This window comes from Butyricicoccus sp. AF35-5AC, assembly GCF_003477715.1.
In the GTDB taxonomy this organism is placed as follows: domain Bacteria; phylum Bacillota; class Clostridia; order Oscillospirales; family Butyricicoccaceae; genus Agathobaculum; species Agathobaculum butyriciproducens.
This window is the reverse complement of the sequence record NZ_QUDX01000003.1, coordinates 232,568-245,238: the sequence shown is the minus strand read 5'-3', so window position 1 is coordinate 245,238 and position 12,671 is coordinate 232,568. Positions and strand designations below refer to the sequence as shown.

The window sequence follows — 12,671 nt, the reverse complement described above, 5'->3', positions numbered from 1 at the left end:
TTACTATGAAACGCAAAGGTACCGTGGTACAGGTAACAGGTCCGGTTGTGGACGTTGCTTTTGACGGCGGCAGCCTGCCTGAGATAAATGAAGCGCTTACCGTTGCACCGGACGGACAGCCGCGCATGATGGAGGTCGCACAGCACGTCGGCGGCGACACCGTGCGCTGCATCATGCTCTCCCCGAGTGAGGGCATCGGCCGCGGCGACGAGGTGCTGTCCACCGGTCACACGATTGAAGCGCCGGTCGGTGAAGCGACCCTTGGACGCATGTTCAACGTGCTCGGTCAGCCGATCGACGAAAAGGGCGATGTAAACGCACCGGAAAAGTGGTCTATCCACCGTGCGCCGCCGGATTTTGCACAGCAGAACCCGACGACCGAGATTCTCGAGACCGGCATCAAGGTCATCGACCTGCTCGCGCCGTATGCCAAGGGCGGCAAGATTGGTCTGTTCGGCGGTGCCGGTGTCGGCAAGACCGTGCTCATTCAGGAGCTGATTCACAACATCGCCACTGAGCACGGCGGCTACTCCATCTTCACCGGTGTCGGCGAACGCACCCGTGAGGGCAACGATCTGTGGCGCGAGATGGCGGAATCCGGCGTACTGAGCAAGACCGCGCTCGTGTTCGGACAGATGAACGAACCGCCCGGAGCGCGTATGCGCGTTGCACTGACCGGTCTGACCATGGCGGAATACTTCCGCGATGTGAAAAAGCAGAACGTGCTGCTGTTTATCGACAATATTTTCCGCTATGTACAGGCAGGCTCGGAGATTTCCGCACTGATGGGCCGCATGCCCTCGGCGGTCGGCTACCAGCCGACGCTGGCTGATGAGGTCGGTGCTCTGCAGGAGCGTATCGCCTCCACCAAGGACGGCGCAATCACGTCCGTGCAGGCGGTCTACGTTCCGGCGGATGACCTGACCGACCCGGCTCCGGCGACCACGTTTACCCACCTGGACGCCAAGACCGTCCTCTCCCGTAAGATTGTCGAGCAGGGCATCTATCCTGCCGTTGACCCGCTGGATTCCACCTCGCGTATCCTCGAGCCGGATATTGTCGGCGAGCGGCATTACAAGGTCGCACGCGGCGCACAGGAGCTGCTGCAGCGTTACCGCGAACTGCAGGATATCATCGCCATCCTCGGTATGGAGGAGCTTGGCGCGGATGACCGCCGCATTGTCGATCGTGCCCGCCGCATGCAGCAGTATTTCTCGCAGCCGTTCTCTGTTGCCGAGCAGTTTACCGGTCTGGAAGGGCGCTACGTAACGCTTGATGATACCATCAGCGGCTTTGAAGCGCTGCTCGGCGGTGAACTCGACCAGTATCCGGAGGCTGCCTTCTCCATGGTCGGCACGGTAGACGAGGTCCACAAAAAGGCCAAGGATATGGGGGCACTCTGATGGAGAACACCTTCTATCTGGAGATCATCACGCCGGACCGGCAGTTTTACACCGGATCGGCAACCAATTTGACTATGCCTGCACTCGACGGTGAATACGGCGTGCAGCCGGGACATGAGCCGGTCGTTACCGCACTCCGTCCGGGTACGGTGCGGTTCCAGACAGACGGCACACCGCACGAGGTCGTTGTCAGCGACGGCTTCGCAGAAATTATGCCGGACTACTGCATTCTTCTGGTATCCAGCGCCGAACGTCCTGACGAAATCGACCGTGCGCGTGCCGAACGCGCCAAAGAGCGCGCGGAAGAACGGCTGCGCCAGAAGCAGAGTATTCGTGAATATCATCTCTCCAAAGCGGCTCTGGCCCGTGCTATGGCACGCCTGAAGGCTACCCGCTGACTCCCCTTTTTTATCGCCTGCTCCGATGTTATCAGATGGAACATCGGAGCAGGCGTTTTCGCAGACGCTTACGCTGACCAGCACAGGTGTCAGCACCTAAAAACTCAGCCGACTTGAGCAATTCGTTGCTGATGCTCGGTCTGGCTACCGCACTCGCCCGCTGTGCCTTTACATTTCTACTCGGCGGCGCCTGGGTCGAGATGATACTCGCGTTCTTCGGTGCAGGTATCGGCAACGCCGTGCGCTGTAAGCGGTCCAAGCACTACCGGACTCTTGTGCTCTGCACAACCGTTTCGGCCGCGGCGGCCTGTCCGGTGTACGCAGGCTGTCTCAAGATTGCCGAAATGACCTGCGGCATCGCCATGGTCAAGTCGGATATGCGGTCGGGTCTCGAGCGGCATCATTCCTGCGCTGCCGCTCGGACTCATCTTCGCCCGCATTATGATGGATAAGATGTTCCGCCACTGCACCTGATATCGCAGAAAAACCGCTGTGAAAATGCTCCGCAGCGGTTGCTTTTTATGTAGCTGAAACGGAAAAATCTTGATTTTATGCAGTTTTCGAGCATAGAAAAAATCCACCGTAATTCTATCAAAATTACGGTGGACTTATGGTGGAGCCGAGGGGAGTTGAACCCCTGTCCGAAAGCGCATCCACGAGGACTTCTCCGGGCGCAGTTTGTCGATTAAAATTCCCGCCGCGGCACGCCGGCAAACAGGCTTACCGTTTTGGTAGAGTCATTTTACATGACGAGGGCAACTCTTACCTCGTACACGTTCACCACTAATCGACGCCGGGTCTCTGAGCCGTGGTCCTCTCTGAGCCGACGGGCTAAGCCTAATTAGGCAGCCTGAAGAGTATAATTGTTGTTGTTTAATTTATAAACAGTTGGAGCTTTTATCGCAGATCCCCACTGCGGCCCGCTATCCCGGCTTCAACACCCCCGTCGAACCCGTTACGGCCCCATTTTGAAATGGAGAATGGAAAATTGAGACTGGAGAATATTCTGCTCTCAGCTTTTCCATTTTTTAATTAACGATTACGCTCTTTCATCGCGCGGTCCATCTCGCGTTTTGCGTCGCGTGCGGCAATACTGTCACGCTTATCATGCAGCTTTTTGCCCTTGCACAAACCGATTTCAACCTTCACGCGCGAGCTTTTGAAATAAACCGCCAGCGGAATGACCGAATAGCCGTCCTGCTTGGTCTTGCTGAACAGGTTGACAATCTCACGCTTGTGCATAAGCAGCTTACGCACGCGCAACGGGTCCTTATTGAAGATATTGCCCTTTTCGTACGGCGAAATATGCATGCCACGCACGAAAATCTCACCGTCCTTGAACGAACAGTAGGAATCCTTGAGATTGATCTGTCCCAAACGGATAGACTTTACCTCGGTACCCGCAAGCTCGATGCCCGCTTCATACTTTTCCTCGACAAAGTAGTCATGCCATGCCTTTTTGTTGGCCGCAATCTGCTTTGTGCCCTTTTTGTCAACAGCCATGGCGAAACCTCCCTTACCGTGGTACATCTTATAATAACACGATTGCACGCATTTGTAAAGTTACGTCTGTGTTACAGAGTGTCCTCTCGTGCAGACGGTTTGCCTTTTTGCCGCAGACTGCGGCTGGGAGCGCCGCTGCGCGCGGCAGGCGCACAAGAGGGTAGACAACCTGCGGTTTTCCCCCTCTTGCACCCTTAAACGCCTATATTACTGGGCTTTAAGTCGTTTTTTCGAGAGGCGTACACCAATGTTACACCTTTTCGCTACATAGCTTCAAGAACGTCTAACGCTGTCAGCCGTTCCTGTTCCATAGCGTGAATGTAGATATTATATGTGGTGGAAATACTGGCATGCCCCATCCATTTGCTTACTACGCTGATGCTTACGCCAGCATTTAACGCACGGCTTGCAAAAGTGTGACGTAGCTGATGGATCGTGAGCGGCTTGTCTATCCCCGTGTGCTTCAACATACGCTCAAGTAAATTGTGCATACGGTTATTAGTGAGGAAGCCGCCTTTTTGCGAACAGGCAACATATTTGCTTTTGATGCCGCATTGCCTGTAAATCATCTGCAATTCCCTAAGTGCGTTGATTGCTTTACTATTTAGTGGGATAATCCGGTTGCTGCTGGATGTCTTAGTGCCTTTTACCTGTAAGGTGCTTTTGGACGTATCTTTTCCGGTATCCCTGTTCTTGATCTTTGCCAGATTTTTATTTATGGATACCGTCTTGCTTTCAAAGTCAATATCAGACCATTCCAGCGCAAGCAGTTCACCACACCGCAGGCCGGTATGCAGCATAAATACGATCAGGTTTCCGTGAACAAAAAGCGGACGGCCTGTACCATACTTCTCTCTGGCTGCTTCCTCCAACCGTTTAACCTCTGCATCCTCTAATATCAGCATTTTCCGCTCTGGCTTAAACTTGCTCCGTTTTGCCATGATAACATTTGCCATTGGGTTTTTAAGAATGTCACCCTCAGTATAGGCATGTTGGAAAACCTCAGAAAGTATCTGCCGGATCATCTTGACGATAGTATAAGAATATTCAGTGCTTTTCTGGTTTAACAGTGTTTGAATATCAACCGCTTTGATATTCCCAAGTTGGAAGCCGCCAAGCGTCGGCTTGATATGCGTGTAATAGACAGACTCCAACCGATCAAAGCTGGTATTCTCCACGGCTGCGGCCTTGAAAGTATATAACCATCGCTCAATATAAGTGCTAAGCAATACTTTTCTACAATCCGTAATGCCATGCACTATTGTTTTCTTAAATTCACGCAATTTCCGTCTTGCTTCCGCTTCTGTCTTACCATAGACATAACGCGGTTTCAACATCTTTTCGTCCTTATATTTGCCGACCCAGCGGCCATCTTTCCGCTGATATACACTACCCTCCCCATATCCGCGGATTCTCTTAACTTTATTGATATTTTCTACTGTATTCATGCGTATCGCTCCTATCAAATAAACAGGGGCGGCAGCATAAACAGCTAACGCATATATTATAACGCCGTCCCTCTGTAAAGGCAATTCAATCAGTAAAATATCTCTTTCCCTTTATTTGCTTCAAACCACCGGTCAAGTTCACGTTCATTCGTCAAATAATCCCGTCCCACTTTCACCACAGGCAATACGCCTGCTTCCAGCAGGCATTTTAGCTTGGTTTTGCCAAAAGGGAACAACTCAAGCAAATCGTCCTGCGTCAAAATTTTATAATCCATAAACCACAGCCCTCCTGCGTATTGGTTATCATCTATGCAGCAACAATTTACTGCATCTCGTTTGCAATTCAAAATCCCCACATGGTTTTTGTGCGCCATGCCCGCTACCGGAACGGACAGCAACATGATATAATGAAACCATGATAAACTTTTCTGTTCTTTATTGTGGGGTATGACTTTATGAAAAAAGAAATCACATCTATCTTGTGTGCGGCAGCTATTACCTGTTCGGCAGGCGCCGCCAATGTTTCAAACTTTTCGGACGTCCGTCCGTCGGACTGGTATCACGATGCGGTCAACTATGTTTGCGAAAACGGGCTGATGAATGGTACATCGGATACGGCGTTCAGCCCGAACGCAACTACCAGCCGCGGCATGATCGTGACCATCCTGTACCGACTGGCAGGTTCACCTGATATGCCCGAAAGCAACTGGGGATACCCCTATGCAGACGTAGATACAAACGCCTATTACAGCGCGCCTGTCTACTGGGCGCGCATGAATGACCTCGTTACCGGGTACAGCGATACGCAGTTCGGCCCGAATGATGCGATCACCCGCGAGCAGCTTACGGCCATCCTGTACCGCTACGCGGACCACCTTGGCCTTGATACAGATACCGGCTTTATACCAGATAAATACTATGATTTCTCGGACTATCAATCAGTTTCCCGTTACGCAACAAACGCCATGAGCTGGTGCGTCAACAAGGGCATTGTCAGCGGCTCGGACGGAAAGTTAAATCCGCACGGGACAGCTACTCGTGCCGAAGTCGCAACAATGCTGATGAACGCGGAAAACATCTTGGACGCAAATGAACCGACGGAGCCGGAAACACCGGTTTCACCAGACGGACAGCCTGTGCCGGATGATACCGACAACGAAACCGCAGACGATAACCAGACCGTAACAGATGAAATCAGTCTACGCCCTATCGGCAAATCTGCGGTAGACGAGTACGGCGGCTATTGGGATTATGACCTGTCCAATGCCACCTTTGACGCCATCAACGACCTGCGCGAAGAAAACGGTTTGCCACGTCTGACTTACTCGTTGAAAGTACAGGAATGGGCGGACACTCGTTCCCGCGAAATCTGGATTGTTGACGAACGAGACGGGGATATTTCTCATACAAGACCGGATGGCTCGGTGTTCGCATCTGTTGGTTATGGATGCAATGCTGAAAATGCACTCATAGGTTTAATTACAACCAATGCGCAGGAAAACTTAAACAAATGGTATGGCTCACAAGGTCATCGAGAAAATATGCTCAACACCCGTTCAAAAACTACTGCTGTCTCTGCCTATGTCCAAGGTGAGAAAGTGTACGCTTTGCAGCTTTTTGATAAACTAACAATAACAGAATTAAATAATCGGTAAGCAAATCCCTCGTTTCACAACGAAACGAGGGATTGCCTTTTCCTATAAAATTGTTAAATCCAATACTCATTCCCGTCTGTGTCAAGCACATAATCGTGTTCGTGCGAGACTTCAGTAATCAGGTCCTCAGAAGAACCACTATCCGTGAAATATTGGATATGGCCGCTGTAAGCCGAGGTATCCGGGTCGGTATCCCGTCCGGTAAGCTGGCAAATCAGCTTGGCAAAATTCAGGCGGGACACATCACCGCTGAGCCCTGCATTCGTGCCAGTGATATACTTCACAAGCGTATTAAGCTGTTCCGAGGTAGCCCAGATTCGCAGATAGCCTTTTTCCGAAACCTCATAATTGATTTCGTAATCAACATCTTCGGTCATTTTCGTTGTGTCGAATACGCTTGCGGGCAGCACACCGATAGAGACAAAATATTTTGCTTCTTCGGGGATGCTGAACTCGTAGTCCGGCACCGTCACCGTGCCACGGTCCAGCCACGTGTTCCCGCCGTTGGAAATCAGACGATATGCTACGATGCACGCTTCTTGCAGTGAAATACGGTCTGCGGGTCGCCACATATTTTCGTCATAACCATTATAAAGCTGATAATGAATATCAGTTATCAAATCAGCAACTGAGCTGATAATTTCAACTTCCGGCGACTTTCCGATAGCATTGCCGTTATCGCCCTCTCCGGTCGCATAGTTGACGTAGGTCTTGCCGCCTGCATCGTTCTTAAAGCGGACGGTAAGCAAAATTTTATGCGATTGGCCGGGTGCAATGTCACCCAATTCCAGAGTGAATGCCTTGCCTGAAAAACTCCATTTATTACTTAGGACTCCGTTCACATAAACATTGTTTTGCAAAACAGGCGTTACCACAGAGGTATCCAGCGTATCTTTCAGCACGACGTTTTCCCACATTATATCACTGTGATTTCCAACAATAACCGTAAATGTTGCCGTTCTGGATACTTCGTCGGCATCCTTACTTACATCAACCACCGTCTTATCCACATCTTTTGTGACATAGAAGCCGGTGGCATCATTAGGGTTTTGCGGCTCAACCTCCGGTACGGTTACGCCGTCATCTGTTGCCGTGCCGATGCCGTTATCGCCGGTCACATCCACGCTGTTTTGAAGGGTCGTACCGGCCGCTGTGTCAAGTACCTGCACATCAAAGGAGATTACTACGCTTTCGCCTGCAGCCAAATCACCCACCAGCACGGACAGCGCGTTACCGTTCAGCTTATGCAGCGCCACCTTACCATCCAGATACACGTTGCCGATCAACTTCACGCCAGCCGGAAGCGTGTCGTATGCCACGACGTTTTTCCACGGCGCAGTAGCCTTATCGCCATTTTTGACCGTGATCTCATAGGTGAACATATCGCCAATATCAGCTTTGGTCACGCTCGCGGACTTAGTTACAATCGGGTCGGCTTCGCCCTTGTTGATCTGCACGCCTGCATCCGGAAGCGGCGTTTGCTCGTTGCCATCCGTCAGAATAGCCGTATTGACGATAAATTCGCCCTGCATACCCTCGTCTACCGTCACATCAAAGGTGTACACCACCTGCGTATCCGGTGCGATTGCGTAAGGCGTGAGCGTCAGCGTGCGTGAAGATGAATCGTAGGAATATTCCGTCGTTGCCTGACCGTCTTTCTGGACGTTGCCTGTGAAAGTCACACCATCCGGCAGAGCATCGGTCACGGTAACGCCGGTCCAGTCCGCCGTTGCCATTGCGCTATTTTCCAGCGTGATCGTGTAGGTGATTGTATCACCCACGCGCGCGGTCATTTTATTGGCTGACTTTGCACCCGCACGGCCGTCCGGCGTGCCGTTCTCGATGGTGACGCCGTCATCCGTGTCCTCCGTATCCGGCGCATTGCTGCCGGAAGCGACCGCCGTGTTCTCAATCATCATGCCGTAGGCATCACTGTTCACCAGCACATCAAACGAAATAGTTTTCGTCTGGCCGGGGGCGATCGCATCCAGCGGAACAGAAAGGGTTCGGTTTTCATTGTCATACTGATATACCGTTGAGTAGCCGTCCACTGTGACGTTGCCGCGGAAGGTCAGGCCATCCGGGATAGCATCCCGCATCACCGTGTCGCGGATATTTACCTCTGCACCCGCACCATTGGAGACTTGTACCGTGTAGGTCAGAGTATCACCGACACGAGCAGAAGATTTATCAACACTCTTGTTGATGGACAGGTCGGTCATACCGTCTGCAACGACAACGCCGTCGTCCTTGTCCTGTACCGGCTCGGTGTTGTCCGAAGTCAGGGTGGCAAGGTTCTGAATCGTCGTATTGTAGGCATCTTCGTTGACGGTCGCCACAAAGGAAACCGTGCGGCTGGTATCCGGCTCAATGCTGCCGACGTTTACCGTCAGCAGGCGGGTATTTTCATCATAGGTGAAATCACTCGTGCCGCTGCCGTCCAGCATGACCGAGCCGTACTCGAACGTCAGGCCAGCAGGGATAACATCAGTAACGGCCGCATTTTCTACGGGTACAGTCGCGGTCTCGCTGTTAGAGAGCGTCAGAATATAGGTGATCTTGTCGCCGACCTTGGCAGAGGACTTGTCCGCCGACTTCTCAATGCTGGGGCGGGCTTTACCGTCACCGATGGCAACACCGTCGTCTGTGCCCTCGGTGTCCGAAATATTGTCACCGGACATGACCGCAGTGTTGTAAACTGTTTTGCCGTAGGCCGATTCATTGACGGTCGCTGCAAAAGTAACCGTCGTTTTTGTATTCGGTGCAATTCTGTCCAGCGGCACGGTCAGGGTACGGGTCTCGTTATCGAATGAATAACCTGTACTTACACCGTCTACCTGCACGCTGCCGTCCACAAAATCCAGTTCCGCCGGGATAATGTCGGTCATGGAAGCGTTTTCGATTTCATAAACGGCACCCTCTGCGTTGCCGAGCGTGACGGTATAGGTGATCTTATCGCCGACCTCGGCGGAAGGCTTGTCCGCACGTTTTTCCACATAGGGCGCGGTGTCGCCCTTGTTGATATAAACACCGTCGTCTGTGTCCTCATACTTGCCGGTTTCGCTACCGCTTTCATCCTTAACGATACCGTTTGCGCCCTCGGCGACTGCGGTGTTGTAGATCGTCTGGTTGTACATATCGCTGTTCACGGTTGCTTTGAAAGTGACTGAAACCGTCTGACCTGCGGCAATGTCGCCCAGAGGGACAGAAAGCAATCCGTTTTCAAACGAGTGCTTTGCCGCCTTGCTTTCTACGTACACGCTGCCATCCGCGAAAGTCAAGCCGTCCGGAATTTCGTCGGTGAGGACGACTTCTTTCCACGCGGAAGAAGCTGCTTCATCATTCGTCAGCTTCACCGTATAGGTCAGGGTATCGCCTACATTGGCGGTTTTGGCGTTCGCCGTCTTTTCAATGGACGGGATCGCATCACCGTTCGTGTACTGATAAACGATCGTGCGGATATAGCCGCGGTACTCGTATGCCGGGATGACCTTGGGTGAACTTTCTTCCTTGCCCGCTGTGGTGACAGTTTCAGCAAGTTCCTTGCCGTTCTGGTCTATGAATTTTTCAACGATGATGTTGTAAATACCGTCATTGTAGCTGAGGCCGTGCCATTCTTCCGCGCTGTGCGGAATGCTGGCTTCTATCAGATCGCAGTAACCCCAGTGATTCTCAACCAGATCATTGTACGGACATTCGATGCCCAGCTCTTTCAGCTTGTCCAGCGTGACGTTACGGTTAATCATACCGTTTACCAGCCGCACGACCTCGGCACGGCTGATCGGCTCATCCGGCCGGAAACTGCCGTCCGGGTAGCCCTCTACCCAGCCAGCGTTTGCGGCTGCATTGATATAGCTGTACGCCCAATGGCCGTTGGGAACGTCGTCAAAGAGATTGCCGCCCTCGTAGTCCAAATTGGCGAACCGCGCCGCCATGACGGCAAACTCCGCGCGGGTGACGGGCGCATCCGGCGAGAATTTGTGTTCATCCGTGCCGTCTACAATTCCAATGTTATACAGCGTTTCGACTTCTTTGTAGAACCAGTAATCCGTCTTGACGTCCTCGAACGTGCCGTTTGACATGCGGCGCTCAAACTCTGGATACTCGCCGTCATAGAGACGGTAAAAGACCGTAGTTGCTTCTGCACGGGTCATGGAAGCATCCGGCCGCACGCTTTCGTCCGGGTAGCCGACAATATAAGTCAGATCCTTATGGGAGTAGACGTACTCGACGTTTTCCGTGTAATCGACGTAGGTGTAGTTCTCGATTTCCTGCGGCTGCCGTTCCTCATGTGTTACGCTATATATCTCTTGCTCGGCAATCTCCTTGCCGTTTTCCGCGTCGATATACTTTGCCGTTACTTCGGCAAGCGTGCTGGTGCTGTCCGACGCGGCAAAGGCCGTGGCCGGAAACGCCGACGCAGACAAGAGCAATGCCAGCCCCATCGACGTAAGCCGCTTGAGCCGTTTCTTCAAAAAATCCATTTCCTCATCCCTCCATCTCAAACTTATTTCCAAACCGATACTGCATGGATTAACCATGCACCGAGTAGCACACTGGAACCACCCCCTTGAAATTTGGCGTGTATATAATAAAACCGCGCGGGAATCCGCACGGTACATACCTGGGCTCTATCCGTCAAAGCCCTCAATCTTCATTTGTCCCTCGATATTCCGGTCCTGCATCCACCAGCGGAATATATCCTCGCCAGTTGTCCCAGCACGCCATGTGCTGTCGAGCTTGCCGCGTGCAACACGTTCTTCGAGCATTCGCTCAAAGGCACGGATGTAGGCGCGCTGATACGTGGGATACCGGCCGAACTCAAACAGACGCATTCGACGTCCTGCCATCGGGCAACCCACACAACCGACCCTATGGAAGCCGCACGAATACAGCGGATTTATCGGTATTCTCTCAGCATGGATATACGACCACACATCATAGTCCGACCAATCCACAATGGGATTGCAGACCCGCTTCGCCTGCAATTTGCAGCTCTCGAACAAAAGGCGGGTATCTGCATTATCGTTGTTGATAATGACCTTTTTGCTGAGATCGTGCGGCATACTCTCGTAAATGCCGCGTTTGGTACGGCGGCTGGCGCTTTCCGCCCAGCGGACACCCGTCGTAATCATGCGGCCAGCGCCGCCGCTTTCTTTCAGCACCGAACAGCAGTATCTTACTGTTCTTGTGGGCGGCATCAGCTTTTGCGGTATAAGCATCCACATATTGACCGGTACGCCCTTGTAAGTCGGGTAATTGACAGTACATTTCACACCGGCGAGCTCCAAACGCCGGAACTGCTCGCGCACGTGGTATACAGTCTCCGGTGCATCCACGCTGGTATGGTTGTGCATGACCTCATAGCGGATACCGGAAGCGGCGGCAAGGTACAGGCATATATCGCTGTCTTTCCCGCCACTCACTGTAATAATCAATGGCTTACCGTAATAGGCTTCGCTCATTTCCGCTGCCAACCGCAGACGGGCGATTGCTCTATGTTCTAAATCCATCCGTCAGCCCCAAACTGCACATCACACTTTCATCAATCTTATTCAATGTCTCTTTATCCATTACACCGACAAAATTCCCCAGTCGTGCTTTATCTACTGTCCGTATCTGTTCTAACAACACAACCGAATATTGCGGCAAGCCCTGCATACAGACGGGCACATGAGTAACAAGATGCTTGTCCCGATGCAAATTGCTTGTAAGCGGCGCTACAATCACCGTAGGCGAGTATTTGTTTCCAATATCATTTTGCAAAATTACAACAGGACGCACGCCGTCCTGTTCTGAACCAATAACAGGACTGAGATCAGCCCAAAACACATCACCACGTTTATACATTTATTTCACTCCCACTCCAAACACTGAACTTTTGGAATTAAAAAACTTTCCCGTATCGTAGATACCGTCCTGCCAAAGAACGAAGCACATACCTGATATTCTGCTACAATGAACCGGTCGTCCGGATGGACAAAGATAACAGTAGCAGGTACGGTCTTACGGCAACTGGTTTTTGCCCAGATACAATCTATGATTGCGGGCCGCACTAATACACGTTCGCCAACCTCGTATTTATGTTTCTTTGGTTGGATTTCCCAATCTGGCATTTCATTCACATCCTGTCTGCTTGTTGTGATGTACGCGCGACAGACAGTAATCTCCCGTCTGCCGCAAAACCTTAAAACACTTTAGACACATCCTTTCCTGCTGCCAAGCCTATTTGTTCTCAACGCCCCGGCTTGTGGGGAAGCAGAC

General features: G+C 51.9%; 10 protein-coding genes and 1 other RNA gene. 4 read left to right on the top strand and 7 right to left on the bottom strand.

The features are described 5' to 3' along the window. Window positions 1–5: 5 nt before the first annotated feature. The 3 genes from atpD to DWZ82_RS06350 all read left to right on the top strand — a co-directional run bounded on the left by atpD (window position 6) and on the right by DWZ82_RS06350 (window position 2,253). On the top strand, window positions 6–1,403 hold the full coding sequence (gene atpD / locus DWZ82_RS06360; RefSeq protein ID WP_118479581.1) for a F0F1 ATP synthase subunit beta: 1,398 nt from the start codon (window positions 6–8) through the stop codon (window positions 1,401–1,403). Then, a complete protein-coding gene (gene atpC / locus DWZ82_RS06355; RefSeq protein WP_118479579.1) occupies window positions 1,403–1,801 on the top strand; it encodes an ATP synthase F1 subunit epsilon in 399 nt (132 codons plus the stop codon). Before atpD ends, atpC begins: the two co-directional genes overlap by 1 nt. A gap of 113 nt (window positions 1,802–1,914) precedes the next feature. Next, window positions 1,915–2,253, top strand: a complete 339-nt coding sequence (locus DWZ82_RS06350) for a threonine/serine exporter family protein (RefSeq protein WP_442861217.1) — start codon at window positions 1,915–1,917, stop codon at window positions 2,251–2,253. Window positions 2,254–2,412: 159 nt separating this feature from the next. Here the strand turns inward: DWZ82_RS06350 and ssrA are convergent. The 4 genes from ssrA to DWZ82_RS06330 form a co-directional block, all read right to left on the bottom strand. Continuing rightward, window positions 2,413–2,766, bottom strand: a transfer-messenger RNA (tmRNA) gene (gene ssrA, locus DWZ82_RS06345). A 67-nt stretch (window positions 2,767–2,833) separates the two neighbouring features. Beyond that, the gene (smpB, locus tag DWZ82_RS06340) at window positions 2,834–3,304 is read right to left on the bottom strand and encodes an SsrA-binding protein SmpB (protein ID WP_117490323.1); all 471 of its coding nucleotides are present in this window, start codon (window positions 3,302–3,304) and stop codon (window positions 2,834–2,836) included. 263 nt (window positions 3,305–3,567) lie between these two features. Next, entirely contained in the window at window positions 3,568–4,752 is a 1,185-nt protein-coding gene (locus tag DWZ82_RS06335) for a tyrosine-type recombinase/integrase (RefSeq protein ID WP_117492469.1), read from the bottom strand. A gap of 89 nt (window positions 4,753–4,841) precedes the next feature. Beyond that, a complete protein-coding gene (locus DWZ82_RS06330) occupies window positions 4,842–5,027 on the bottom strand; it encodes a helix-turn-helix domain-containing protein (RefSeq protein WP_110436195.1) in 186 nt (61 codons plus the stop codon). A 180-nt stretch (window positions 5,028–5,207) separates the two neighbouring features. Between DWZ82_RS06330 and DWZ82_RS06325 the strand changes: the two genes are divergently transcribed. Continuing rightward, complete coding sequence (locus DWZ82_RS06325) at window positions 5,208–6,407, top strand: S-layer homology domain-containing protein (RefSeq protein WP_117492470.1); 1,200 nt, start codon at window positions 5,208–5,210, stop codon at window positions 6,405–6,407. Between the two features lie 53 nt (window positions 6,408–6,460). Here DWZ82_RS06325 and DWZ82_RS06320 read toward each other — a convergent pair whose 3' ends face one another. The 3 genes from DWZ82_RS06320 to DWZ82_RS06310 all read right to left on the bottom strand — a co-directional run bounded on the left by DWZ82_RS06320 (window position 6,461) and on the right by DWZ82_RS06310 (window position 12,257). Further along, on the bottom strand, window positions 6,461–10,891 hold the full coding sequence (locus tag DWZ82_RS06320; RefSeq protein WP_158557315.1) for an S-layer homology domain-containing protein: 4,431 nt from the start codon (window positions 10,889–10,891) through the stop codon (window positions 6,461–6,463). Between the two features lie 147 nt (window positions 10,892–11,038). Continuing rightward, window positions 11,039–11,920 carry a phosphoadenosine phosphosulfate reductase family protein gene (locus DWZ82_RS06315; RefSeq protein WP_118285583.1) on the bottom strand — a complete coding sequence of 294 codons (882 nt, stop codon included), beginning with the start codon at window positions 11,918–11,920 and terminating at the stop codon, window positions 11,039–11,041. Continuing rightward, window positions 11,904–12,257: a type II toxin-antitoxin system PemK/MazF family toxin gene (locus DWZ82_RS06310; protein ID WP_117492473.1), complete on the bottom strand. Its 354-nt coding sequence runs from the start codon at window positions 12,255–12,257 to the stop codon at window positions 11,904–11,906. Before DWZ82_RS06310 ends, DWZ82_RS06315 begins: the two co-directional genes overlap by 17 nt. Between the last annotated feature and the right edge of the window lie 414 nt (window positions 12,258–12,671).

Coding starts and splice junctions, on each gene's coding strand:
- DWZ82_RS06320 (WP_158557315.1), bottom strand. CDS start 10,891: ATGGATTTTTTGAAGAAACGGCTCAAGCGGCTTACGTCGATGGGGCTG.
- atpC (WP_118479579.1), top strand. CDS start 1,403: ATGGAGAACACCTTCTATCTGGAGATCATCACGCCGGACCGGCAGTTT.
- DWZ82_RS06335 (WP_117492469.1), bottom strand. CDS start 4,752: ATGAATACAGTAGAAAATATCAATAAAGTTAAGAGAATCCGCGGATAT.
- DWZ82_RS06310 (WP_117492473.1), bottom strand. CDS start 12,257: ATGTATAAACGTGGTGATGTGTTTTGGGCTGATCTCAGTCCTGTTATT.
- DWZ82_RS06325 (WP_117492470.1), top strand. CDS start 5,208: ATGAAAAAAGAAATCACATCTATCTTGTGTGCGGCAGCTATTACCTGT.
- DWZ82_RS06315 (WP_118285583.1), bottom strand. CDS start 11,920: ATGGATTTAGAACATAGAGCAATCGCCCGTCTGCGGTTGGCAGCGGAA.
- DWZ82_RS06330 (WP_110436195.1), bottom strand. CDS start 5,027: ATGGATTATAAAATTTTGACGCAGGACGATTTGCTTGAGTTGTTCCCT.
- smpB (WP_117490323.1), bottom strand. CDS start 3,304: ATGGCTGTTGACAAAAAGGGCACAAAGCAGATTGCGGCCAACAAAAAG.
- atpD (WP_118479581.1), top strand. CDS start 6: ATGAAACGCAAAGGTACCGTGGTACAGGTAACAGGTCCGGTTGTGGAC.